The 24,278-nt window shown below is 46.0% G+C and carries 29 protein-coding genes and 1 tRNA gene; 19 read left to right on the forward strand and 11 right to left on the reverse strand.

Going from position 1 to position 24,278, the window contains the following annotated elements; genetic code table 11:
- Positions 1-137 precede the first annotated feature (137 nt).
- The 3 genes from J4227_03825 to J4227_03835 all read right to left on the reverse strand — a co-directional run bounded on the left by J4227_03825 (position 138) and on the right by J4227_03835 (position 1,327).
- A complete protein-coding gene (locus J4227_03825) occupies positions 138-512 on the reverse strand; it encodes a hypothetical protein (protein MBS3109631.1) in 375 nt (124 codons plus the stop codon).
- Between the two features lie 40 nt (positions 513-552).
- A tRNA-Val gene (locus tag J4227_03830) sits at positions 553-667 on the reverse strand.
- Positions 668-694: 27 nt separating this feature from the next.
- Positions 695-1,327 carry a hypothetical protein gene (locus tag J4227_03835; GenBank protein MBS3109632.1) on the reverse strand — a complete coding sequence of 211 codons (633 nt, stop codon included), beginning with the start codon at positions 1,325-1,327 and terminating at the stop codon, positions 695-697.
- 124 nt (positions 1,328-1,451) lie between these two features.
- Here J4227_03835 and J4227_03840 point away from each other — a divergent pair, with 124 nt between their 5' ends.
- The 14 genes from J4227_03840 to lpdA all read left to right on the forward strand — a co-directional run bounded on the left by J4227_03840 (position 1,452) and on the right by lpdA (position 14,897).
- Complete coding sequence (locus J4227_03840) at positions 1,452-1,928, forward strand: Lrp/AsnC family transcriptional regulator (protein ID MBS3109633.1); 477 nt, start codon at positions 1,452-1,454, stop codon at positions 1,926-1,928.
- Between the two features lie 48 nt (positions 1,929-1,976).
- Positions 1,977-2,984, forward strand: coding sequence for a segregation/condensation protein A (locus J4227_03845; GenBank protein ID MBS3109634.1), 1,008 nt, complete (start codon positions 1,977-1,979; stop codon positions 2,982-2,984).
- 154 nt (positions 2,985-3,138) lie between these two features.
- Positions 3,139-4,113 (forward strand): ribose-phosphate pyrophosphokinase, encoded by a 975-nt coding sequence (locus J4227_03850; GenBank protein MBS3109635.1) that lies wholly within the window; start codon positions 3,139-3,141, stop codon positions 4,111-4,113.
- A gap of 45 nt (positions 4,114-4,158) precedes the next feature.
- Positions 4,159-4,578, forward strand: a complete 420-nt coding sequence (pfdA, locus tag J4227_03855; protein ID MBS3109636.1) for a prefoldin subunit alpha — start codon at positions 4,159-4,161, stop codon at positions 4,576-4,578.
- 5 nt (positions 4,579-4,583) lie between these two features.
- A complete protein-coding gene (gene ftsY, locus J4227_03860; protein MBS3109637.1) occupies positions 4,584-6,125 on the forward strand; it encodes a signal recognition particle-docking protein FtsY in 1,542 nt (513 codons plus the stop codon).
- 77 nt (positions 6,126-6,202) lie between these two features.
- Positions 6,203-6,973, forward strand: coding sequence for a cobalamin-binding protein (locus J4227_03865; GenBank protein ID MBS3109638.1), 771 nt, complete (start codon positions 6,203-6,205; stop codon positions 6,971-6,973).
- A 14-nt stretch (positions 6,974-6,987) separates the two neighbouring features.
- Positions 6,988-7,800 carry an SDR family oxidoreductase gene (locus tag J4227_03870; protein ID MBS3109639.1) on the forward strand — a complete coding sequence of 271 codons (813 nt, stop codon included), beginning with the start codon at positions 6,988-6,990 and terminating at the stop codon, positions 7,798-7,800.
- A complete protein-coding gene (nth, locus tag J4227_03875) occupies positions 7,797-8,477 on the forward strand; it encodes an endonuclease III (GenBank protein MBS3109640.1) in 681 nt (226 codons plus the stop codon). The genes J4227_03870 and nth overlap by 4 nt, the downstream gene beginning before the upstream one ends.
- A 56-nt stretch (positions 8,478-8,533) precedes the next feature.
- Complete coding sequence (locus J4227_03880) at positions 8,534-8,788, forward strand: ferredoxin (protein ID MBS3109641.1); 255 nt, start codon at positions 8,534-8,536, stop codon at positions 8,786-8,788.
- A 112-nt stretch (positions 8,789-8,900) separates the two neighbouring features.
- Positions 8,901-9,809 (forward strand): lipoyl synthase, encoded by a 909-nt coding sequence (lipA, locus tag J4227_03885; GenBank protein ID MBS3109642.1) that lies wholly within the window; start codon positions 8,901-8,903, stop codon positions 9,807-9,809.
- A 35-nt stretch (positions 9,810-9,844) separates the two neighbouring features.
- Positions 9,845-10,948 (forward strand): pyruvate dehydrogenase (acetyl-transferring) E1 component subunit alpha, encoded by a 1,104-nt coding sequence (pdhA, locus tag J4227_03890; protein ID MBS3109643.1) that lies wholly within the window; start codon positions 9,845-9,847, stop codon positions 10,946-10,948.
- Positions 10,949-10,997: 49 nt separating this feature from the next.
- Entirely contained in the window at positions 10,998-11,978 is a 981-nt protein-coding gene (locus J4227_03895) for an alpha-ketoacid dehydrogenase subunit beta (GenBank protein ID MBS3109644.1), read from the forward strand.
- Between the two features lie 116 nt (positions 11,979-12,094).
- Positions 12,095-13,435 carry a 2-oxo acid dehydrogenase subunit E2 gene (locus tag J4227_03900; protein ID MBS3109645.1) on the forward strand — a complete coding sequence of 447 codons (1,341 nt, stop codon included), beginning with the start codon at positions 12,095-12,097 and terminating at the stop codon, positions 13,433-13,435.
- Between the two features lie 43 nt (positions 13,436-13,478).
- A complete protein-coding gene (gene lpdA / locus J4227_03905) occupies positions 13,479-14,897 on the forward strand; it encodes a dihydrolipoyl dehydrogenase (protein MBS3109646.1) in 1,419 nt (472 codons plus the stop codon).
- Positions 14,898-15,018: 121 nt separating this feature from the next.
- Here the strand turns inward: lpdA and J4227_03910 are convergent, their stop codons facing one another.
- Both J4227_03910 and J4227_03915 read right to left on the reverse strand, forming a co-directional pair.
- Positions 15,019-15,768: a lipoate--protein ligase family protein gene (locus J4227_03910; GenBank protein MBS3109647.1), complete on the reverse strand. Its 750-nt coding sequence runs from the start codon at positions 15,766-15,768 to the stop codon at positions 15,019-15,021.
- A 55-nt stretch (positions 15,769-15,823) separates the two neighbouring features.
- On the reverse strand, positions 15,824-16,165 hold the full coding sequence (locus J4227_03915; protein MBS3109648.1) for a hypothetical protein: 342 nt from the start codon (positions 16,163-16,165) through the stop codon (positions 15,824-15,826).
- Between the two features lie 531 nt (positions 16,166-16,696).
- On the opposite strand from J4227_03915, the gene J4227_03920 reads away from it, so the two are divergent.
- The 4 genes from J4227_03920 (at position 16,697) to J4227_03935 (ending at position 20,720) form a co-directional block, all read left to right on the forward strand.
- Positions 16,697-17,665, forward strand: coding sequence for a 4Fe-4S dicluster domain-containing protein (locus J4227_03920; GenBank protein MBS3109649.1), 969 nt, complete (start codon positions 16,697-16,699; stop codon positions 17,663-17,665).
- 72 nt (positions 17,666-17,737) lie between these two features.
- The gene (locus tag J4227_03925; protein MBS3109650.1) at positions 17,738-18,598 is read left to right on the forward strand and encodes an FAD/NAD(P)-binding protein; all 861 of its coding nucleotides are present in this window, start codon (positions 17,738-17,740) and stop codon (positions 18,596-18,598) included.
- A 24-nt stretch (positions 18,599-18,622) separates the two neighbouring features.
- Positions 18,623-19,414 (forward strand): sulfhydrogenase 1 subunit delta, encoded by a 792-nt coding sequence (locus J4227_03930; protein ID MBS3109651.1) that lies wholly within the window; start codon positions 18,623-18,625, stop codon positions 19,412-19,414.
- Complete coding sequence (locus tag J4227_03935) at positions 19,398-20,720, forward strand: Ni/Fe hydrogenase subunit alpha (protein MBS3109652.1); 1,323 nt, start codon at positions 19,398-19,400, stop codon at positions 20,718-20,720. Before J4227_03930 ends, J4227_03935 begins: the two co-directional genes overlap by 17 nt.
- Before the next feature lie 14 nt (positions 20,721-20,734).
- Here J4227_03935 and J4227_03940 read toward each other — a convergent pair whose 3' ends face one another.
- Complete coding sequence (locus J4227_03940) at positions 20,735-21,451, reverse strand: DUF4013 domain-containing protein (protein MBS3109653.1); 717 nt, start codon at positions 21,449-21,451, stop codon at positions 20,735-20,737.
- Between the two features lie 98 nt (positions 21,452-21,549).
- Positions 21,550-21,918 carry a hypothetical protein gene (locus tag J4227_03945; GenBank protein MBS3109654.1) on the reverse strand — a complete coding sequence of 123 codons (369 nt, stop codon included), beginning with the start codon at positions 21,916-21,918 and terminating at the stop codon, positions 21,550-21,552.
- A 57-nt stretch (positions 21,919-21,975) separates the two neighbouring features.
- Here J4227_03945 and J4227_03950 point away from each other — a divergent pair, with 57 nt between their 5' ends.
- Complete coding sequence (locus tag J4227_03950; GenBank protein MBS3109655.1) at positions 21,976-22,893, forward strand: DMT family transporter; 918 nt, start codon at positions 21,976-21,978, stop codon at positions 22,891-22,893.
- Here J4227_03950 and J4227_03955 read toward each other — a convergent pair.
- From J4227_03955 to J4227_03970, 4 genes are read right to left on the reverse strand one after another with little or no spacing between them, the layout of a single operon-like run.
- Positions 22,853-23,362 (reverse strand): hypothetical protein, encoded by a 510-nt coding sequence (locus J4227_03955; GenBank protein ID MBS3109656.1) that lies wholly within the window; start codon positions 23,360-23,362, stop codon positions 22,853-22,855. The genes J4227_03950 and J4227_03955 overlap by 41 nt on opposite strands.
- Entirely contained in the window at positions 23,346-23,558 is a 213-nt protein-coding gene (locus J4227_03960; GenBank protein MBS3109657.1) for a HypC/HybG/HupF family hydrogenase formation chaperone, read from the reverse strand. Before J4227_03960 ends, J4227_03955 begins: the two co-directional genes overlap by 17 nt.
- Complete coding sequence (locus J4227_03965) at positions 23,558-23,911, reverse strand: hydrogenase maturation nickel metallochaperone HypA (protein MBS3109658.1); 354 nt, start codon at positions 23,909-23,911, stop codon at positions 23,558-23,560. The genes J4227_03960 and J4227_03965 overlap by 1 nt, the downstream gene beginning before the upstream one ends.
- A gap of 16 nt (positions 23,912-23,927) precedes the next feature.
- A complete protein-coding gene (locus tag J4227_03970; GenBank protein ID MBS3109659.1) occupies positions 23,928-24,206 on the reverse strand; it encodes a hypothetical protein in 279 nt (92 codons plus the stop codon).
- Positions 24,207-24,278 lie beyond the last annotated feature (72 nt).

The raw sequence follows: 24,278 nt of genomic DNA on the forward strand, positions 1-24,278 counted from the left end.
TTTCCTTTTCCATGGCAGAGTCGCACCTCTGCCCTGCCCCAACTCAGGGCTAACGCCCTGATGAGGGGCTGTTTTTATTTAAGACTTTCTACAGAGCCCAATATAAAACAAACTCAAATAATGGCTTGCTGAAATTTTCAGGCATTCTTATCTGTCTCCTTTTCCGCATATTTTGAATTTACGCGCCCAACTATCATTTCATAGCCATCACGAATGCATGCACATTTTAAAATAAAAATACCTTCTTTGTAATAATCAGCTAACCTATGCACCCGTCTCCTGAAAATAAATTTAAAGCATAACGCGCCCAACAAAACCGGCGTAAAAATAGTCACTAATACAATAAACACCAGGTACAACATAATGCCCTCTGGTAAACTGAAAATCCTACTGATAATATGAGAAATAGCCAGCGAGCCTAGTATGGCAAAAACAATTGCAAGTGAAATCAATATGAAAAACTTCAGTTGAAACCCTGAGTTATCTTCCTGGATTTTTTCCATCTGTTTCATCTAAGTCAAATTATCACTGTACGACTCAAAAAAATGTAAATGGGCCCGACCAGATTTGAACTGGTGACCTTCTCCGTTCTCAGCCTTGCGATGCCGGGAACCCCGCTTCGCCGTGCTTGTAAAGGAGACGTCATACCGGACTAGACCACGGGCCCATGCACCCATGAAACTCCGACCTTTTATTAATATTTGCTTGCAACAGCAGCATAACCCACATCAGCTATTCCTCCTAAAGTATTCTGGACAGCGATATTGTCCGAGGCATTCACGGCTATCCAATTGGGGATGCCTGAATACAAAAATGAGTCCATGTTAAACCTCCACCAATTTTTCCTAATGTGGGGAAACATTCCTGAAAAAACTTCCCTCCTATCATGAATGATATTCCTAACTGCATTTGAGATGGTATTGTGCCTGTCTTTGAGATGCCTAATCCCAAGATAGATGGTGTTGTACAGCCAGGTATAGACTGGGTTGAACAGCACCCCTTTCCAAACTTTTTGCAGAAATGTGCTGCCTGGCAGGCTGTTAATGTACGACAGCGCGCCATAATCAAGGAAGCCAAGCAGGTTTCCAATGTTATAGTATGACAGGAATTCACGGAATTTTGTTGATGCGCCTTTTCTCGCATTTCTTATCCACCTTGCCATGGCTATCATGCTTCCGTATCCGATCCCTGTAAAGCCAATTGTGGCATAAGTCAACACGCTGGAGCCTAAAGTAAACAAGGCGCTTCTCCCTGCCGAAACAATTTTCTGCGCCAACCCTTCTTCTGCATAGTTCTCTGTCCTGCTCACAGCTTCGTCGAGTGTCATTTTCCAGCCTGACCTTCATTTTGCCCTCTGGTGGGGTTTCATTTTACGGCTTTAAGAACTTTATTCAATATTTTTACTTATAATACGCAATATTTATATAATCTATACGTTTAATATGTATAATATGGCGGAATTTAAGCTTGATAAAAAGGACAGGGCAATCATAAGGGCTTTGGAGGAAAACGGCCGTGCCATGATAAAGGACATATCCAAAAAAACAGGAATCCCGCGGGACAGCGTGAATTACAGGATTAGAAAACTGGTGGGCCAAAAAGTCATCAAGGGGTTTGTCCCTGTCTGCGACACCCTGAAGATGGGATACCCTATCTATTCATGGGTGACCATGCAGCTCCAGAATTTCAATGAGGAAACTGAAAAAAAATTCAGGAATTACCTGCACCATAACAGGAATGTAATCTATATCGCGAGGGTGACCGGCGATTTTCACTACATAATCACCGTTGCTGCAAAATCCATCCCGGAATTTGACATCGTGCTCAGGGAATTGCTGGCAAAGTTTCCAAATCTCATCAAATCCTACACAACTTCCCTCCTGATTGAGGAAGCGCAGTATGACACCTTTTACAGGCTGATAGAGTGATAATTTATAAGGCAGCAAACTGACACAGCCTTATAGCAGGCAAGGCAAATGCAGGACAAAATACTTGAAATTATCTTTGACAAGGATGATGTTACGTGGCAGACCATGATCTATGAGCTTGTCAAGACAGAGCAGATGGACCCCTGGGATATTGACCTGTCAGTTATATCAGAAAAATTCCTGGAAATGGTCAGGCAGCTCAAGGAGATGGACTTCAGGATTTCCGGAAAGGTTATCCTTGCTGCAGCTGTCCTGCTGAAAATCAAGGCAGTAAGGCTGGTCAGGGACGACCTCAGCGAATTTGACAAGCTTCTGATTGCCACTGAGGAAATGTCAGAGGAGCAGTTCTATGGCGATTTGGAAGAGGAGCAAAAGCAAAAGCAGCAGCTGCCTGAGGGCGAGGAGTTCAAGCTCATTCCCAGGACTCCGCAGCCCAGGAAACGTAAGGTTTCTGTCTATGACCTTGTAAATGCCCTGCAAAAAGCCCTGGAAGTGAAGCACAGGAGGGTCATGCGGGAAATTCCGGAAATAAAAGTGCACCTTCCTGAATATCACGTAGACATCAGCGTAATCATAACAAAACTATTTGACAGGATTGACAATTATTTCAAGAAAAAGGGCAAGGACAGGCTGAATTTCAACCAATTGGTGCCATCTGATGAAAGGCTTGACAGGGTTATGACCTTCATACCATTGCTTCATCTTACCAGCCAGCGGAAAATTGACCTCGAGCAAAAGGAGCATTTCGGGGAAATATGGATCACTTTGCCTATGGCCAGGCCGACAGATATTGAGCTGGAAGAAGAGGAAGAAGAAAAAACCGGGAAAAGGAAAGGCAAAAATGCGCAGCCAGCGGAAAGCAATGGCAATAAAAAGCCAACAAGAAAAAAAGGTCCATCAAAAAAACAGGCAGGGTATGATACGACCAAAGAGCCACAGGAGACAGAGCCAACAAAAATTGAATCCACTGGTGAACCAGAAAGCCCGCTGAAAATGGGCAAAATTGATGAGCCCGGTACAAATCCTGAGCCAGAATCCAGAGGTCAGGATATATAAAGCTATATAAATGACCCATTTTTCTAATGTTTCACCTATACGGGCACTGAAGCTGATAATCATGCAGCCAGAGTCAATGCAGCAGCATCGGCAAGGCATTTGTTTAGCAAAATAATTTGAGCAAAAAAGGCAGCTTCATCTGCCGGGCAGCGGGGTGTTAAAAATCCATGAACTGAAAATTTTTTCGGGAAATGCCCATCCTGAGTTGGCTTCTGAGATTGCCACATACCTTGGCGAGCCAATGGGCAAGCTAACGGTCAAGCCCTTTGCCGACGGGGAAATTTATGTCAAAATCGACGAAAGCGTCAGGGGCTGCGATATTTTTGTTGTCCAGCCAACCTGCAAGTCTGTCAACCATAACCTGGTTGAACTGGCAATCATGATTGATGCATTTCGCAGGGCATCTGCCGGAAGAATTACCGCAGTAATCCCCTACTATGGCTATGCCAGGCAGGACAGAAAAGCCTATCCCAGGGAGCCTATCACTGCAAAGCTTGTGGCAAACCTGTTGGTTGCAGCTGGCGTCCAGCGTGTTCTCACACTTGATTTGCACAGCGGGCAGGTACAGGGCTTCTTTGACATTCCAGTGGACCATCTTTATGCATTGCCTCTCATTGTGACTCATTTCAGGAGGCTGAAACTCACAGACCTGGTCGTTGTCAGCCCGGATGCAGGCGGAGTGAAAAGGGCAAGCAGGCTGGCACAGGAGCTTCAGGTCCCGCTGGTCATACTTGACAAAAGGAGGCCTACGCATAACACCGCTGAAATTACAAATGTGATTGGCGAGATAAAGGGCAGGAATGCAATTATTATCGATGACATGATTGACACTGCGGGAACAATTTGTGAGGCCGCCAAGGCAATAAAAAAAGCTGGCGCAAAAGACGTATTCCTGACAGCCACCCATGCCTTGCTGTCTCCTCCATCGATAGACAGGCTTAAGGCCGCCCCTGTGAAGGAGGTTGTTGTCACCAACACAATCCCAATTCCAGAGGAATCGCGATTTGAGAATCTTACAGTGCTTTCAGTGGCTTCACTTATCGGGGAAGCAATCAAGAATATCCACACTGAGGGGTCTGTGAGCCACATATCTGAAAAGCAGCTAACACTTAATACAAAGGATTACTGACTGGCAGGACATGGGCCCGGCATGCCTTAAGAGTTGATCAGAGCCATGGAAAAAAACAAACAAATGCTTCAGGAAAAATACCTGGAATTTCAGACTCAGGAGCAGAAAATCAAGCAATTGCAGGCAAGCCTGCAGAACATTGATTCGCAAATACTTGAGCTTAAATCCATGCAGGATGCCATAACTGACCTGCAGAAAGTCAAGGACGGCTCTGAAGTCCTCATGCCTGTCACCCCCGGGATGTTTGTAAAAGGGACTATCACTGACAGCAAGAAAATATTGGTCAATGTGGGCAGCAATGTTGTTGTTGACAAGACAATCAAGGAAACCCTGGGGCTCCTGGATAAGCAGAGCAGGGAGGTTGAAAGCATCCGCCAGCAATTCATCGGTGAGATGCAGAAGGTCACAGATCGCATGCAAGCCCTTGAAATGGAGCTTCAATCCCTGGTATCAGGGGAAGAATAGGCAAAATGTTCAATTTCTTAAAAGACAAGCTGAAGAACGCCATCTCCAAATTTAAGAAAACCATAGAAGGCGAGCCCAGGGAAGAAATAAAACCTGAGCCGAAGCAAGAAAAAAAGCCAGCTGAAAAAAAGCCCGCAGATGCAAAAAAACAGGCTGAGGCAAAAAAGCCCGCTGAAAAGAAAAAAATTGCCGAGCCAAAGCCAAAACAGATTCCTTCTAAAAAACCTGAACCAAAACCGGTTGAGTATAGGGCAAAGCCTGCCAAGCAGGAAATCGAGCCGGGAATAAATCAGGAGATAAAAAGAGAGACAAAACAGGAGATTAAACCGGCCCGGCCTGAAGAGGGGCCGGCTGAAAAAAAATCATTTTTCTCCCGCATAAAAGAAACTTTTACTGGCAGGAAGGAACCGGAAAAAGAAGAAAAAATCGCAGAAAAGGAAGAAAAGGTTGCCGAGCCAGCACCAAAAAAGCATGAAGAAAAACCGGAGGCAAAAAAGCCAGAAGAGGCTGAGCTGGAAGAAAGGAAAGAAATAGAAACCAAGGAAGAAGAAAAGGAAGAGGCCAAGGAAGAGCCCGAACCAGAGGCCATAACTGATAAAGCTGTCAAAGAAATCGAGCCTGAACCAGAACCTGAACCAGAATCTGAGCCAGAGCCTGCTACTGAAAAAAAAGGATTCTTTGAGAAAATTGCCGAGGCTGTGACCACAAAGCCGCTTTCAGATGAAAAATTCGAGGAATTGTTCTGGGAGCTGGAGGTTGGCATGCTCGAAGCAAATGTGGCAGTTGAGGTTATCGAGAAAATCAAGGACGACCTGCGAAAAAACCTCGTCAACACAAAAATTAAGTTCGGCAAGGCAGGGGATATAATCGTTTCATCCCTTGAAAAGTCAGTTGACGAATTATTCAATGTTGAGAACATCGATTTGCTTTCCAGGATAAAGGCAAAAAAGCCTTACATCGTGTGTTTTTTCGGAGTCAATGGCTCCGGCAAGACGACTTCAATAGCCAAACTATGCCATGTCCTGCAGAAAAATAATGTATCAGTTGTTATTGCTGCTGCTGACACTTTCAGGGCAGCAGCCATCCATCAGCTTGAGGAGCATGCAAAAAAACTGGATGTCAAGCTGATCAAGCATGACTATGGCGCAGACCCTGCTGCTGTTGCGTTTGATGCTGTTGAACATGCAAAATCCAAAGGCAAGGATGTCGTACTGATTGACACGGCCGGAAGGCAGCATTCCAACACAAACCTTGTGGATGAAATGAAGAAGATTATCCGCGTTGTCAAGCCTGACCTAAAGATTTTCGTGGGTGATTCCCTGACAGGCAATGATGTGGTAGAGCAATCCAAAACATTTGACCAGGCTGTCGGGATCGACGCAATTATCCTGACCAAGGCAGATGTTGATGAGAAGGGAGGGGCAGCCCTTTCGGTTTCTTTTGTTACCGGCAAGCCCATAATATACATTGGCATGGGCCAAGCCTATGATGACCTCAAGCCATTTGATAAGACAATTGTTATCAAAAGCCTGGGCCTTGAAGCATAGCACATTCAGGGATGGAATCAAACCCTGGCCCATGTCCGCCTATTAAGTCTGCACAATGCATTCCATTGGTGGTCATTATGAAAATTGTGTCATTGGCGCCGTCGAATACTGAAATCCTGTTCGCATTAGGCATGGGGAAGTACATAGAGGCAGTAACAAGATTCTGCGATTACCCGGATGATGCGAAGTTCAAGAAGAAAGTGGGAGGTTGGCTTGACATCAGGACGGAAATAGTGGAAAAGGCCAGGCCCGACCTTGTCTTCACAAGCAACTACCTGCAATCTGAAATTGTGGAAAGGCTGCACAAGGCTAAATTAAAAGTCATTCATGTCGATCCGAGATCCCTGGATGAGGTTTATGAAAGCATATTGACCATCGGGGATGCAGTTGGCAAAAGCGAACGGGCAGCGGGGCTTGTAGATGAAATGAAACGGCGGCTGAATTCGATTGCAGAAAAATCCAGAAAACGCCAAAAATTGAGGGTCTACTGCGAGGAATGGCACAAGCCACCCACAGTTTCGGGAAATTGGGTGCCTGAACTCCTTGAGATTTCAGGCGCTGTATCATATTGTGCCAAGGGGAAAAAAAGCTATGAGGTTGAAGTCGACCAAATTGCAAAGTTCAATCCGCATCTGGCAATTATCTCATGGTGCGGGTTTGGAAGGAGGATGGACCTGAAAAAAGTCGCCATGCGCCCTTTGTGGAATAAGATACCCGCCTTCAAGAATAACAGGATATTTGCAATTGATGACTCCTTCCTGAACAGGCCAGGCCCGAGGCTGGTGGAGGGCGCGCGCCAAATCTCAGCCATACTTGACAAAATAAGCAGTTCGCATAATAATGCTTAGCCGGGGGATTAAATATGAGCACGAGCAAGAAAATAAACATGGACATTGATTTTACAGGGAAAGGCACGGGGAAAGGAACAGCCTTGAAAGGAAAGGTTGCATTGGTCACTGGCAGCGGAAAGGGCATTGGGGCGGCAATAGCCGCGAAGCTGGCAGGCATGGGTGCCTCGGTGATTCTGCATTACAACACTAGCAGCGACTCGGCCAATAAACTATTCCAGTCAATAAAACGAATATCCCCGAAATCAATCGTGATGCGAGCTGACCTAATGATACGCGAAGAGGCTGAAGAATTGTTTGAGGCGATAAGGAATAATTATGGCAGGCTCGACATCTTAGTCAATACAGCCGGTGACTTTATCTGGAAAAAAATCGATGAGACAGATGAGAAGGAAGTGGATCATGTGCTCCACAACAACATCCTTACAGCCTATCTATGCATGCAACTGGCCTTTCCCCTAATGAAAAAGAACAAATATGGCAGGATAGTGAACTTTGGGACAGTTGGTTGCGAGAGAATAATGGTGCGTGAAATGACCGCGCCATATTATGCTGCCAAGACGGGCCTGCTGATCCTTTCAAAATCACTTGCAACATCCTATGCAAAGTATGGGATAACAATCAACATGATATCCCCTGGCATGCTTCCAACTAGTGTCTCTTTGCCGCCCAAAAAAGAGATGCCAATGGGAAAATATGCAGGCTATGATGACATCATCAATGCCCTGCTTTTTATCCTTTCGGACTCTTCATCTTACATAACCGGGGCAAACATCGAGGTTGCAGGCGGATGGTTTCCGGGAGTAAATTTTTCCACAAAAAAATGAAATCCGCAAATTCCAAGAAAATCGCAGGCCACCTGAAAAATGCAGAAAGATTCACGAAAATTATTCGAAAGCTCGAAAGCAATTATCCTAGGGCGAAAATTGCGCTGAATTATTCCAGCCCTCTGCAGCTTCTTGTGGCAGTGATTCTTTCCGCACAATGCACTGACAAAAGGGTGAATATGGTGACTCCCTCGTTATTCAGGGAATTTCCTGATGCTGAAGCATTTGCAAATGCAGACATAAGGGAATTAGAACAAGCCGTAAGGTCAACTGGATTTTACAGGAACAAGGCAAAGAACATCAGGAATGCATGCAAGATGATAATCTCGGATTTCAATGGAAAAGTACCTGATACCATGGAACAAATCCTCCAGCTCCCTGGCGTGGCAAGAAAGACAGCCAATGTTGTGCTTGGCAATGCATTCGGGATTATTGATGGGATTGCTGTTGACACCCATGTGGCCAGGCTGTCCAAAAGGATGGGGGTTACAAAAAATGCCAATCCTGTCAAAATTGAGCAGGACCTCATGAGAATAATCCCCAGAAGCAGGTGGCTGGATACAGCATATTTACTGATTGAGCACGGCAGGGCTGTTTGCAAAGCACCCACACCCCTATGCAGCAAATGCCCTATTCTGCAGGATTGCCCGAGAACAGGGGTGAATAAGTCCAGATGATATACACTTGGCCATTTTAGAAAAAGGTTAAAAAGCCCTTATTCTACCTATCTAGCATGGGAAAATTCAAATTGGAGCATGACAGGCCAAACTGCATTGGCTGTGCGGCATGCGCAGCAGTGGCCCCGGATTTCTGGGAAATGAATGATGACGGCAAGTCAGACATAATTGATGCCCCTGTTCGGGAGGATGCCTGGCAGGAAAAGGAAATTGATGAGAAAGATTTCCAGGCGAACAAGGAAGCAGCGGACGCATGCCCGGTGAATGTCATACACATCACGGACAAGGAGAGCAAAAAGAAGATAATCTAATTGGATACTATGGATATTGTAGTTAGATACAGCATTTAATTAATGCATGAAATCCATTGAAATCTGTTCTACATAAAATATTTTATATATATGGTAAGATGGTATACTATGCATGGATCCAAACCTAATAAGCATTGAACCTATCCAGCAAAAGCCTCCATGGCTCAAAATACGGCCACCCAGCTCCGGTACTTTTGGGCACATCAAGGATATTGTCGCGCAAAGCGGGGTTGCAACTGTATGCCAGGAAGCGCATTGCCCCAATATGTCTGAATGCTGGAGCGGCGGGACTGCAACATTCATGGTAATGGGCGATACCTGCACAAGGGCATGCAAGTTTTGCGCTGTCAAAACAGCGTTTCCTGCGCCTCCACTGAACATAAACGAACCAAGGAACCTTGCGCTGGCAATTTCAAAAATGAACCTTGATTATGTTGTTGTAACATCTGTTGACCGCGACGACATCAAGGACCAGGGCGCATCCCACTTTGCCGAGTGCATCAGGCAGTTGCGCGAGCATGCGCCAGGAGTTCTCGTTGAAGTCCTAATCCCTGATTTCAGGGGCAAGGATGAATTGATACAGATGATTGTGGACGCAAAGCCAGACGTAATAGCGCACAACATCGAGACAGTCAAGTCGCTTCAGCGAAAAGTCAGGGATCCAAGGGCGAATTATGAGCAAAGCCTGCATGTCCTGGACTATGTCAAAAAAGCGGACCTGTCGATCCATACAAAATCATCCATAATGCTTGGCCTGGGCGAGCAGGAAGATGAGGTCATTGATGCCATGCACGACCTGAAGGCAATAGGGGTTTCCATTGTGACATTTGGACAATACCTTAGGCCAAGCAGCTGGCACATTCCCGTGGCAGAATATGTAAAGCCAGAGCAATTTGAGCTTTTCAGGCAGAAAGGCGAAGAAATTGGCTTTGCCTTTGTCGCATCAGGACCCTTTGTGCGCAGCAGCTACCGCGCCGGGGAGCTATTCATCAAGAATATTTTGCAAAAGCAGAAAGCTTAAATAATAAATGTTCATAATTTTTGACAGGTGTTAAAATGCCAAAAAAGGTGACACATACATTTGACATCGAGTATCTGCAGATAATGGATGAAAATGGCAATGTAGACACAGAGCTAATGCCAAACATACCTGACGCTGACCTGAAAAAATTCTATGAGCAAATGCACACTATCAGGGCTTTTGACAAGAAATGCCTGGCATTGCAGCGGCAGGGAAAGCTTGGGACTTATGCAATGGTCCACGGGCAGGAAGCATCCCAGGTCGGGACAGCATCCCTGCTGCATAAGGAAGACTGGATGTTCCCGAGCTACAGGGAAAGCGGGGCCATGATTGTGCGCGGCATGCCATTAGCCACGCTCCTGCAATACTGGGCAGGAGATGAAAGAGGGCAGCATATTCCTGAAGGCGAAAATGACTTTACTGTGGCCATTCCCATTGCCAGCCAGATACCACATGCAGTAGGGGCAGCATGGGCTTTCAAGTATAAGGGCACAAAGCAGGCCAGCATGGTCTATTTCGGGGACGGCTCAACTTCCAAGGGCGATTTCCACGAGGCCATGAACTTTGCGGCAGTGTTCCAGCTTCCTGTGATTTTCATATGCCAGAACAACCAGTTTGCCATTTCTCTTTCACGAAACAAGCAGACCATGTCAGCCACAATTGCGCAAAAAGGCATTGCGTACAATGTCCCATCAATCCAGGTTGACGGCAATGACATCTTTGCGGTCTTATCAGCAACTGCAGAAGCCCTGGAAAGGGCACGGGCAGGGAATGGCCCAACATTTATCGAATGCGTGACCTACAGGATTTCCGACCATACTACATCTGATGACGCGTCACGCTACCGCTCAAAAGAGGAAGTGGAGGAATGGACAAAAAAAGACCCGATTGACAGGCTTAAGAAATACATGGAATCCAAGGGAATCTGGAACCAGGAATATCAAAATACTGTTGAAGCCAATGCATCAAAAAAGGTTGAAGACGCAGTGAAACAGATGGAAAGCGTGACCCCTCAAACAGTGGACGACCTTTTCAGTTATGTGTTTGCTGAAATGCCTCCTCAACTCAAGGAACAGCTTGCATACTTAAAGCAAATGGAGTCACAGAAGGAGACACAAAAGGAATCACAAAAGAAGTGACTTGGCACTTAATGCAAAACAGGCCAAAAACTGGAGAAAATAGTAAACAATGGCAACCCAAACAATGAACATGGTACAGGCGATTAACCTGACCCTGAAAAAGGAGCTGGCACGAGACAACAGCGTTATTCTCATTGGCGAAGACATTGGCAGGAATGGCGGCGTTTTCCGCGTGACAGATGGCCTGCAAAAGGAATTCGGTGAAAAAAGGGTTGTTGACACTCCTCTGGCCGAGCTGGGCATAATCAGCATTGCATTTGGCATGGCCGTTGCCGGCCTGAAGCCTGTTGCTGAAATCCAGTTTGGAGGATTTGTTTATTCAGGCATGGACCACATTATTGACCATATCTCAAGAATCAGAAACAGGACCAGGGGGAGGTTTACCTGCCCAATGGTCATCAGGACCCCTTACAGCGCCGGGATAAGGGCATTGGAGCATCATTCAGAAAGCATGGAAAGCATTTTTGTGCACACTCCTGGCCTGAAGGTTGTTATCCCCTCATCGCCATATGAAGCCAAAGGCCTTTTGACGTCAGCCATCCGCGACCCAGACCCTGTTATTTTCTTTGAACCTTCAAGGGTTTACAGGGCAATCAAGGAAGAAGTGCCGGAAGAGGATTATACAATCCCGCTCGGCAAGGCAAATGTTGCACACGAAGGCTCAGACATCACAGTCATCAGCTATGGGGCCATGATGAAAACAGTCCTGCAGGCTTTCGAGCTGCTTAAATCAAAATACAGCATTGAGGTAATTGACCTGCGCACCCTGTCCCCACTTGATGAGGATACTATCATCAATTCAGTCAAGAAAACAGGAAGGTGCGTTGTTGTGCATGAGGCCCCGAAAACACTTGGAATGGGCGCTGAAATCACAGCATTAATAAATGAAAAGGCCATGCTTAATCTGGAGGCGCCTGTGGAGAGGGTTGCCTCTTTTGATATCCCAGTCCCATTTTTGCAGATGGAGACCCATTATTTTCCTGACATAAACCGGGTTGTGGCGGGCATAGAAAAAGTCATGAACTTTTAAGCCACATGTATATGGCATATATGACCTATATGACACATATGACATGAATATCCGTTTGCCAGCACAGAGCTGGAAAATTGTGCCACATTTCTCGGGAGCACAGGGTGTATCTTTTAATGGCATATGAATTCAAGTTTCCGGATGTGGGAGAGGGCATTACTGAAGGCAAGCTTGTAGCCTGGAAAGTAAAAGAGGGCGAATCTGTAAAGCAGGACCAGCCCTTGGCAGAAGTCGAGACTGACAAGGCCATTGTGGAAATTCCGGCGCCTAAGCCAGGCAAAGTTTCCAAGCTCCATGCCAAGGAAGGAGAGACAATCCTGGTGGGCAATGTTCTGGTGACCTTTGATGACGGAACAGGGCCGGCTGCTCCAGCCACTGCAGAGTCCAGGCAGGCCGCGCCTGCAAGACAGGAGCAGCCTCCTAAACAAGAGGCGCGCGAGCCACAGCATGAGCAAACAGCTGCTGAAAAAGCAGGGTCAGTAGTTGGCTTTCTCGAAGAGGCAAAAGATGTTTCACCAAGGCCAGCAGGGCCTGAAAAAGCAGCCCAGGCAAGGAAGGCAGTCATTGCAACGCTGGCTGTCAAGAAACTTGCCAAGGACCTCAATGTCCATATCGAGGAAATCCAGGGAACAGGGCCAGGCGGCAGGATTACATCAGAGGATATCAGGGCAGCTGCCGGCGAACCCAGCCAGCCTAAAGCATTTTCAACAGAAAAGGCACTGCCTGATGAGTTGAGGAAGTACGACTTCTATGGCTTTATCGAGCCAACCCCGATGAGCAGCATAAGGAAGGCTATTGCCCATAAGATGGTTGAATCATCTTTTACAGCTCCACAAGTGACGCACATGGACGAGGCCGATATAACAGTCTTGCATGAAATCCGTGAAAAGGAAAAAAAGAACGCACAGGAAAAGGGAGTGAAGCTTACATACCTGCCGTTTATAATCAAGGCTGCAATTTCAGCCCTGAAGATGCACCCTCTTTTGAATTCAGAGCTCAACGAAGAAAAAGAGGAAATCATAATCAAAAAATATTACAACATTGGAATAGCTGTTGACACGCCGGACGGGCTTCTGGTTGCTGTACTAAAGAAGGCAGATACAAAGCCCATATTGGAGCTTGCTTCTGAGATTGTCCAGCTGGCAACTTTGGCAAAAGACAGGAAATTGGGATTAAGTGACATGAAAGGCAGCAGCTTTACCATAACAAATGTGGGCGCTATTGGAGGAACACATTTTACGCCAATCCTGAACCATCCTGAGGCAGCTATTCTCGGCCTTGGGAAAATGATGGACAAGCCCCTGGCAATTGACGGGAAAGTGGAAATAAGGAAAGTGCTTCCCCTGTCCCTGACTTTCGACCACAGGGTGGTTGACGGGGCTGAAGCCGCAAGATTCATGAACGACATAATAAGGCATCTGGAAGACCCTGACCTGATACTGGTGGAGGGCTCATGATGTTCTGTGCCTCAAATAGACTGTTGGAATTGCAGTGATTAAAATGACAGCCAAAAAAAGTTGCGATGTTCTTGTTATCGGCGGCGGGCCAGGCGGCTATGTTGCAGCGATCAGGCTTGCACAGCTCGGAAAAAAAGTTATCCTGATTGAAAAGCAATGGCTTGGAGGCACATGCCTGAACATTGGCTGCATACCTTCAAAGGCATTGATACATGCAGCAGATTTCTACCACAAAATAAAAGATGCCGGCAAAATGGGAATAGGTGTCGGGTCTGTAAACCTTGACCTCTCAAAAGTCCAGGCATGGAAAAACAGCGTTGTGGCAAAACTGAGAAATGGCGTGGAATACCTTTGCAAAGTGCATAACATTGAGGTCATCCAGGGAACAGGCTCACTGCTTTCTGCTAATTCAGCAATGGCCAAGATGACTAATGAGGAAATTGAAATTGATTTCCAGCAGGCAATCCTGGCAACTGGCTCAACGCCGATTGCCTTTCCGGGAATAGACTTTGACGGTGAAAAAATAATATCATCCAACCATGCCCTGGAACTGCAGGAGGCCCCAAAAAATGTTGTTGTTATTGGCGGAGGCTACATCGGGATAGAGATTGGAACTTTTTTTGCCAAGGCAGGAAGCAAGGTGACAATTGTTGAGAGGTACCCTGACCTGCTGATGCAGACTGACAGGGATATTGTTGATGTGGTCAAGCACAGGAAGTCAATGCTTGGGATAACTGTCATTCCCAACACGGCTGTGCAGGGCATGGACAAAACCGGGCCAAATGTCAAGCTGAGGCTCAAGGATTTGGCCAGCAATAATGAATCTGAAGTGGAGGCTGACAAAGTCTTCATTGCAATAGGGAGGAAGCCCCTCACTCATGGCATTGGCCTGGAATCGGTCAAAGTTGAGCTTGACCAAAAAGGGTTTATCAAGGTAAATGAAAGGTTCCAGACAACGGAAAGCAGCATTTATGCAATCGGGGACCTGATAGGCAATCCAATGCTGGCGCACAAGGCATTTATGGAAGGAAAAATGTGCGCGGAGATTGTGGCTGGCGCCAGAAAGGAAAAAGAAACCGTTACCATCCCTGCTGTCATATTCTCAGATCCTGAAATTGCAATGGTTGGCCTATCTGAAACAGATGCCAAGACGCAGGGAATAGAAGTCAAGGTTTCAAAATTCCCGTTCAGTGCACTAGGCAGGGCATTTACCATGAATGACACAGCCGGATTTGTCAAGATTGTGGCTGATGCGAAAACGAGCAAGATACTGGGATTTCACATTGTCGGGCCCGAAGCCTCCAACCTGATAGGAGAATCATCCCTGGCATTGAGGCTGGGCGCAGGGCTTGAGGAAATCAGCTCTACAGTGCACCCGCATCCGACCCTGTCTGAAGCGCTCGGCCAGGCAGCAGACTTAATGCTCGGCAAATGCGTGGATTTTGTGGAAAAGAAGAAGTAATGGTTTTGCTTGGCTGAGTTTCTTTGGGGCATTTTGCTAGGCCAGGGGGAGCGGGAGTGCAAGGGCCGTGGGGGCAGGGGGATAACTTCTTTTTCTTGGCAAGAAAAAGAAGCAAAAAGAACTATCTCATAAAATTCCACTCTTCTGTCTTGTATCTCGACTCGGCAAGCAGTGAAGCTTGAATCATCTCCTCTTCGGTCAGCCCGGCAAAATCAAAGTCCTTGCCATCGCCAAAGCCATGCACAAGAGCATCATACAGCTCTTCAATGGGAATATTCTTTTGCTGCAGGACCGAGGTGACCCTCTGCTTCACATCAGCAATCATCTTGTCGGAAATCTTTTCCTGGCCGACCTTAAGCATGGAAAACATCTTTTCCACATCAAGGTCATATAAAATTGTTCCATGCTGGAGCAAAATGCCGTCCCTTCGCGTCTGTGCATTGCCTGAGATTTTCTTAAAGTCAGTTATAATGTCATTTATCGGCTTGAATTCGCTTTTTATTCCCAACAAGTCCAGGGATTTAACAATCCATCCGCAAATAAGGTGATAGGATTCAGTGATGCCCTTTGGCATCATCTTTTCAGGCGCAATTACGCTGTAGGTTATTTCTCCACTGGAATCATGGTATACAGCGCCTCCGCCTGTCCTGCGCCTGACAACATCCACTCCAAGCTCCCTGCACTTATTGAGGTTGACCTCTTCATGAATACCCTGGAAAAAGCCTATGCTCACAGCACTTGGCTCCCAGGTGTAAAATCTAATGGTTGGCACGGATTTGCTCTCAGCAACGGACTTGGAGATAGCCTCATCCAAAGCCATGTTAATAAAAGCATCATTTGCCTGAAGCCTAAGCATTCTCCATTTTGCCATACTAAAACCCCCCTATGAATTACCCTGGTATTTTACTTTGGTGAATTATCCTGTCTCAACTGTTTTCCTTTTTCTTTTTTTCTGCCTCATCCTGCATGCTCTTTTCTGTGCCTGCTGCAATTGCATCCTTGGCAATTTTAACAATATATTCTGGCGTGATTCCCACAAGCTTCATGTCATGCTTTTCAACAATGCCCTCAAGAAGCTTGAGCATGTCTGCTTTTTCGAAGAAAATGCTTTTTCCAATGAAAATTTCCTCCAGCTCATTGATTTTATCTTCAGGATGTATGAAGAAATCCCCTGTTATTGCAGCTGAGAATATTTTGCCATTGTCAAAATTAAGCTTTACCCTAACCAATTTTCCGCCCGGGACCTTTTCGCTTGCCGTGCCTATCATAAGTCAAAATCCCCCCTATAATATCACAATATCCTACTACTAACTACTTCTGGCGGCTGATATTATAATAAGCTTTGCACTGGCCTGCCTCTTTATTATGCATCCCTGGCCATGCTGCTTAAGCCCAGTTGAAAATCTCGCTCACAAAGTTCGCTCGGTCAGCATCGGCTTCGTGCTTTATGATTTATGAATGATGTCGTATCCCCGCAACGGTTTCGCCCCTTGACGACGAAATTAGCCTTGAGGGGATTTTCGTTACACTCAATCCCCTGAACTCCATGCTGATTAAAATGCGGTTCGGGAGACTTCCAAAGGAATGTCTCCCCGGCTTCCGTGCGAACTGAGGCCGGCTTAGGGACGACCCCCTCCGGCATTGACATGCCTATGCGAGGAGCACTGCGCAACTTGATGCTGACACTATTTTCAACTGAGCACATGCTGCTTAATAACCAATAAAAACATTTATAATGCTGAATGTTAAATACCTTCTTATAGATATTTGTATACAACATAAAGGGAAAAAGAGGCCACATGCCAGTCTTTGAAATAACCAAGGCAGATTTCAGCAGGTTCTTGCAGGATATTATGAAAAACTATGAGCTTATAGCCCCTGTTAAGACTGACCTTGTAAGATTTCAGCCAATAAAGGACATCTCTCTCATCCACCTTGCAGAAAATTCATTTTTTCCAGTCAAAGAATTTTTTTTCAGGAAGCAGGAAACACTGTTCACTTTTAATGGCGGGAAAATTGAAGTAAAGCTTGATGCTCCAAAGAAAAGGGCTTTTTTTGGGCTGAGAAGATGCGACCTGAACGCCATAATGCACCAGGACAGGGCATTCCTGTCAAATACCCCTGACCCATATTACAAAGCGCAGCGCGATGGAGCCCTGCTTTTAGGCTATCACTGCAACGAAGCGCCAAGCATCTACTGCTTCTGCGGCAGCATGGACCTAAAGGATTTCTTTGACATCATGTTCTTTGACAGGGGGCGCTGCTACCTGGCCGAGACTGGCAGTGAAAAAGGCGAAGCAGTGATTGCGAAGTCAAAAAAAATGTTCAAGCCAAGCAATTACAGCATTACCGAGTCTGACAAGAAAATTGAGGGCACGGACCGGCTGCTCAACAAGGATATTTCTGAACTGTACGACCACCCGGACTGGAAAAAGGGAGTGGACATGTGCATAAGCTGCGGAGCATGCACAAGCCTTTGCCCGACCTGCTACTGCTTTGAGGTGCACGACCAGACGGAGTTAAAAGACCCAAAAAAATCAAAGCGGGAAAGAACATGGTCATCATGCCAGGTGAAGGAATTTACCAAGGTTGCAGGCGGCCATGTATTCAGGGACAAGCGGGAGGACAGGTTTAAGCACCGCATCTATCACCAGCTGGAGTATTTCAGGGAACAGCACGGCATTGACTTATGCGTTGGCTGCGGAAGATGCATAACAGCATGCCCGACCAAGATTGATTTTGTAAAAATAATCAATGAGATGAAATGACATTTTAATTGCATATAACTGCATACTAATAAAACCCATTTTGAATGGCCAGACCAAAAAAGACCCCTAAGAATGGCACCAAAAAACCAGCAAAGCCGGACTGAGCAATTCACAACAGCAATAAATGAAAACCCTTACATCCCGATTGCTGCCAAAGTAGCTGAAACCTTCAGGGAATCCCACGACAATTTCACATTGACACTTGACATTAAGATTCGGCATGGCCCCGGGCAGTTTGTCCAAATAAGCCTGCCCGGCATCGGGGAATGTCCCATCTCCATTTGCTCCCATGAAGGAGAGGACTTGAAGCTCAATGTCCGCGAAGTCGGCAACATGACAAGGGCATTGGCTAAATTGCAGGCAGGAGACCGGGTGTTTATCAGGGGGCCTTATGGCACGGGATATCCCATGAAATTGCTGGAAGGCAATAGCATCCTTCTGGTCGGCGGCGGGTGTGGCGTTGCACCTCTGAAAGGGATTATTGAATATCTTGAGCATAACCGGAAAAGCTACAAGGATGTGCATTTGGTATTTGGCTTCAGGAGCCCCGATGATATTCTTTTCAAAAGGGAATCGGCCAAGTGGGCAAGCAAGTATAACGTGGTTGTAAGTGTTGACAATGACCCGTACAAAGGCGATGTCGCAGCATGCTATACCGGGCCTGTTGGCTTTGTGACTGATGTGCTGAAAAAGCAGGATGTATCCCCCAATCAGACTGTTGCCTTCATCTGCGGCCCGCCAATCATGATGAAGTTCGTTATTGACATCCTCAAGTCAAAGGGCTTCCATGACGACCAGATTTTCATATCCGCAGAGCGCCTGATGTACTGCGCAATTGGCAAGTGCTGCCATTGCATGATCCGCGGCAAATTCACCTGCATGGACGGGCCGGTTTTCAGGTATGACCGGGTAAATAAATTTACAAATGACTAGGCAAAATGCCTGCTGAGCGAAACCATGAAAAAAGAAAATAATCCAAAGCAAAAATTGAAAATAGGATTTTATGGAATTACCAGCTGCGCAGGATGCCAGCTCAGCGTGCTTTTCAATGAGGATGAAATCCTGGACCTGTTCGAGATAATTGATGTGACTGCCTTTCCATTTGTCAGGGAAAAGAACATAGACCAGGAGTTTGACTTTGTGTTTCTGGAGGGACTTGTAGCGTCAGTTGCAGACCTGGAAGTGGCCAAGAAGCTCAGGGAAAGGGCAAAATGCCTTGTTGCCCTGGGGGCATGCGCACATACGGGCTGTGTCCCTGCCTACAGAAATTTCACCCTCAAGGAAAACTATGAGCACCTTCTTTATACCAAAAACAAAAGCATTGAAGACCTGGACCCTTCGCCGGTTGACGCGCATGTCAAAGTGGATTACACCATACCCGGCTGTCCGCCGGACAAGAAGGAGATATTGACTTTCATAAAGGACATTGTTGCAGGCAAGGAGCCAAAGGCATACAACAACCCCGTTTGCATTGAATGCAGGCGAAACAACAACCTTTGCCTCCTGGAAATTGGGAGGCCATGCCTTGGCCCAATCACGCGCGGCGGATGCAATGCAGTCTGCATAAATGGAGGCTTTGAATGCTGGGGATGCAGGGGCCACACCGATGATGCAAACATCCCGACAATGGTAAAGCTATTGGAAAGCAAAGGATTTGACAAGAAATTTATCCACAACAGGATGAGGAGCTTTGTAGGCTTGAAAATTTCAAAGGAAACAGAGGCGCTGCTGAATGACGGAAACCATTAGCCTTAACCATCTGACAAAAATCGAGGGCCATGCAACATTGGCGCTTCAAATCGATGGCATGCAAATCAAGAAATGCGAGCTGAGCTCAGTCGAAGGCTCGCGCTATTTTGAGGGAATTCTGAAAGGGCATTACTATTATGAGGCCAGCGAGATTTCCTCGCGGATCTGCGGAATATGCAGCTGCGCCCATACAGTGGCTGCCATAATTGCGATCGAAAGGGCACTTGACGTGACCCCGAGCCCACAAACTGTGGCGCTGCGAAAGCTTTTGACAATAGGGGAGCGCATCAGAAGCCATGCCACGCACCTTTATTTTCTTGCCCTGCCTGATTACCTTGGCTATGAATCAGCGCTCTCGATGCTGCCAAAGTACAAAAAAGAAATCCAGCGCGCTCTGAAAATGATGAAAGTCGGCAATGAAATCATCAAGGTTGTCGGTGGCCGCGACCTGCATCCGGTCAGCGCAACAGTCGGCGGATTCCTGAAATTCCCACCGCCTGAGCAAATTCTGGACCTCAAGACAAAGCTTGGCTCAATTGCAGGAGACGTGGAAGAGACAGCCAAATTCATAGGCTCCCTGAAAAATCCGGATTATTCGCACAAGACTGAGTATTTTTCACTTTATAACGGCAGGACATACTCAATCTTCATGGGACACATCAGGTCAAAAAGCAATGATTTCACGCAGAAGGAATACCACAAGTACATAAAGGAATACCATGAGCCATATTCAACTGCCAACTTTGTGGTAAAAGAAGGCAAAAGCTACATGGTCGGGGCGCTGGCAAGGCTGAACAACAACCACAGCCACCTGAATCAGCCGGCAAAAAAACTGGTAAAAAGCCTTGGATTAAAATTCCCCGTCACCAACCCGTTCATGAACAACCTGGCGCAGGCAATAGAGCTGGTGCATTATGTTGACCGGGGCATGGAGATTTGTGCCAGCCTGAAGAATGTGGCGTCCGAGCCATTGAAAAAGATCCAGGTGAAGGAAGGGCACGGCATATCAGCAATAGAAGTCCCGCGCGGGACGCTCTGGCACGAATATGTGCTCGACAAAGAGGGCAAAATCACTTATGCAAATATTGTCACACCGACTGCGCAAAACCTCAGGAACATGCAGGATGACATAAGGGACCTGCTGCCGGGCATACTCCATCTGCCCAACAACCAGCTTGTTGTGGAAATTGAGAAGCTGATAAGGAGTTATGACCCATGCTTTTCATGCTCAACTCATTTTCTGAAAGTAAAGTGGCTCAAGGGCAGCAAGAACAGGAAGATTCCAAGCCAAAAAAGTAATAAATAAAAAAAATAATATTCTTATGCCAGCTTCCTGTAAACATCGCCGTACAGGGAATAGCTGAACACTCCAACCACAAAAAACATCACTGCCAGGCCTATGAACAGCACCAGGTTGAGCAAGGCGGCAATTATGGCTGAGCATATCAGCACAATTATCCATGTCAGGAAATAGTCTCCAGAAAAGGCCATGCCGAGCACTTTCCTGAACTGGAACGCGCTGCCAAATTTATTGGTTGCAACGTAGTTCAGGACAGCCATCGGCAACATGTACCATGCCAAAAGCGCAAACAGGAATGCCAGCAACAGGATTGGCGCAAATGCCATTACCGCAGGAACTGCCTGGTACCAATTTTGCCTCAGGATAGCTTCAAGCGCCGCAGCATCGCCACCACCGGCAGCGAACTCCTTAACCATGTCAATCGGCACAATTGTCCCAACATAGGTCCTGAAAAGCGAAACCAGGAAGGTTGCCGAGCCAATCATTGCGATGATCAATGCGGGAAGCATGTAAATTACAGTAATAACTGTTGAGGCAAGCCCCTTCACAAACATTTCACCCCAGTTTTCCCATTCCTGCAATTTGGCCGATGCCTTAACTTTTCCAACACCTGATGATTCCAGGATGTAACCCTTTGTAAACCATTTAACAATTGGTATGAGGCTCAGGAGAACCCCTATAATGAACGCTTTCCAATTTGTAAATGGCTTCTTTATAGCTTTCGCAAAATCTACCATCTTTTCACCACCCACCTCTTTATTATCCGAATTTTATAGCCAACATGGCTATTCCTATGTGCATGCCAGGGATTTTACACTTTAAATAATTAACTATTTTATAGTAGTTCAAGCTTGAGGCGCTTTTCCAGCTTATCCATGGGATATTTGGCCGGTACAGCAATAAGCCTGACTTTGGACTTTGTGTTGAGCTTTTTCAGCAGCTTAAGGAAAAAAGCAAGGTCAAAGTCATGCAGGCTGACCATTTTGGAGGATTCAAGCTGTGCAAGATCGCTTATCACCTGAGCCTCCTTGATTCCCGTGGCCACATCAAGGATGGCAAAATCCTTGTCCATGTAGAACATAATCTCTTCCGGGGAGTTGCAGCTGACCATCTCAATCCCGTCCAGCTTGAGCCTTTTGGCTGTCTGCTGGGCAAGACTGTCATCCTTAACATAAGGGTTTCCGAAACATAAGACATATTTCATGGCTGAATGGCTTCAAATGTGATAAAATATATAAATAATGCCCTGCTTTTGGATGGCATGAAAAAAGAGATGGCACTGGCTTCTGTTCTGGCTACAGCTGTTATCAGCGGCTTTGCCATATTTGCCAATAAATTTGGAGTTACAGGAATCAATAGTTCAGTTTATACCTTTGCCAGGCTAATCATTGTGGCTGCCTTTATGTTTGCAACCATCTTTTTTTTGGGCAATTTCTCACAATTGAAAAAGCTTTCACGTAAGCAATGGCTGTCATTGGCCGCGGTCGGGCTGGTCGGCGGGTCCATCCCATTTTTACTGTTCTTTCGCGGGCTTCAGCTTGTATCAGGCCCTGCAGGGTCGTTTATCCAGAAGACAATGTTCATTTTTGTGGCAATTGTTGCAGTGGCATTCCTCAAGGAAAAATTAAACCTTGGTATGATAGTCGGCGGGATTCTGCTTCTCGCTGGCAATTTCATCTTCCTGCAATTATGGACACAGGATTTTGCATGGGGCACAGGCCACACCTTGGTCCTGATTGCCACTCTGTTCTGGGCAGTCGAGAACACCTATTCAAAGTATTTGCTCAGAAACATGCCTGGCAATGTGCTTGCATTCGGGCGAATGTCCTTTGGCTCACTATTCATATTGGTTTATCTGGCCTTTACTGGCGAGATTGCCCTTATGGCATCCTTAACCCAAGACCAAATGTTGTGGATTCTTGCAACTTCAGTCATATTGTTTGGCTATGTCCTAACCTGGTACAATGGATTAAAAGACCTAAGCGTCACAGCCGCGACCAGCATACTATTGCTGGGCTCGCCAATCACAACAGCACTAAATCATTTTTTTTCAGATGCAGCTATTATTCCCGCACAAATCCTGGGCACGGTCATGATCCTGGCAGGGATTATTATAATGCTGGTCATTGCGGAAAAAATCACTCTGCCATTTCAACAGCAAAGCCGTGATGTATCCTGACCTTGTCGCCTTTCTTGGCGCCAGGCACATAGAATGAACCTACAACCCTTGTTTTTCCCCTGCCGTATTTCACAATGAAGAAATCATCCCTTTTCTCGATTATCTCTGCCGTGTGCACCTTGCACAGTTCCCTGAAAACATTTGGCGCGATTGCATAAGAGCCATCGCCCGCTTCAATCATGGCGTTGTGCCTGTTGTGAAAATATTCTCTGATTACCTTCAAATCCCAATGGCTCCTGATGCCCATGCTTTCAGCCACGCGATCCATCCTTTCAAATGCCTTCCTATATGTGCTTTCCAGAAGCTTCCTTCCAACTTTTCTGTTGTGCATGGCAGCGTTTTCCAGCGCCCTGAATGTCCTGTCATTTATCTCCCCGCGCTGCTTAATAACATAGGTGCACGGGAATGCGTACCTAAGAAAATAGCTTTCAACTGACACTGCCTTGGGCAGCTTAGCAGGCTTTGCCACTATGGATCATCTCCAGCCATCTCTCAGCTGCTTTTTTGTTGACTTTCTCAATCACGATTCGGCCCTGCACAATAACATAATCGCCTGGCCTGTATTTCCTCTCCACAATTTTTGCCTTTCTTTTTTCAGTGTCGTAATCTATGGTTGCCATGTCTTTGCTGATCTTCAGGATTTTTCCAGGATAGGCCAGGCACATCAGTTTTTCACCTTTTTTGCTTTTTTTACGGTTACCTGCCTTATCCTTATATCCCCACCTTCATAAAGTTTTGGGACTTTTCCGCATTTTTCGCAGACATAAAGGCAGAATTCATGCCCCCTTTCAAGCACTTTTGGATGGCCTGAATGGCCACAGTTGCATTTTGCCTTTGCTTTTATCTCCTTTATCTTTATTTTCCACTTTGTAAGCGTTTCAAGAATTTCCCTTAGTTCATGGTCATGTATCGGGCCAAGTTCTCCAACGTCGAGGATGATTGACTCTATTTCCCCACCTTTTCCGGCTTTTTTCTGCGCATCATCAATTATTCTTCTTGCAATGACAGTTTCGTGCATTTTCTTTTGCCTCTTTTTATATTATCTCTTTACTTGATTTTAATTGTAACGTGCCAACGATGAGAATGAGTTGTTGCCAATTTCTAAGCTCTTTTGGAATGACAAGTTCTTTTCCAATTGTTGATTTATCAATCTTATTTAATAAGCCTAATCTTCTAGTTTCTAAATCTAGCTCTTTTTCTGTTTTAGCTTTCCTAACTCTATCTGCAGTTTCTATCCTGCCATGAGAAACCTTTGTTTTTGTAACAGAGTCACTTAGGTTTTTGTCTTTGATGTATTTCTGTTCATTTGACATGATTCACTCTCCACTGGACATGTCGTCGTGAAGTATTTAAAGCTTTTCTCTCTATATTTGTCAAAAAGAGAA

This window comes from Candidatus Woesearchaeota archaeon, from assembly GCA_018303405.1.
Classification (GTDB): Archaea; Nanobdellota; Nanobdellia; order Woesearchaeales; family JABMPP01; genus JAGVYD01.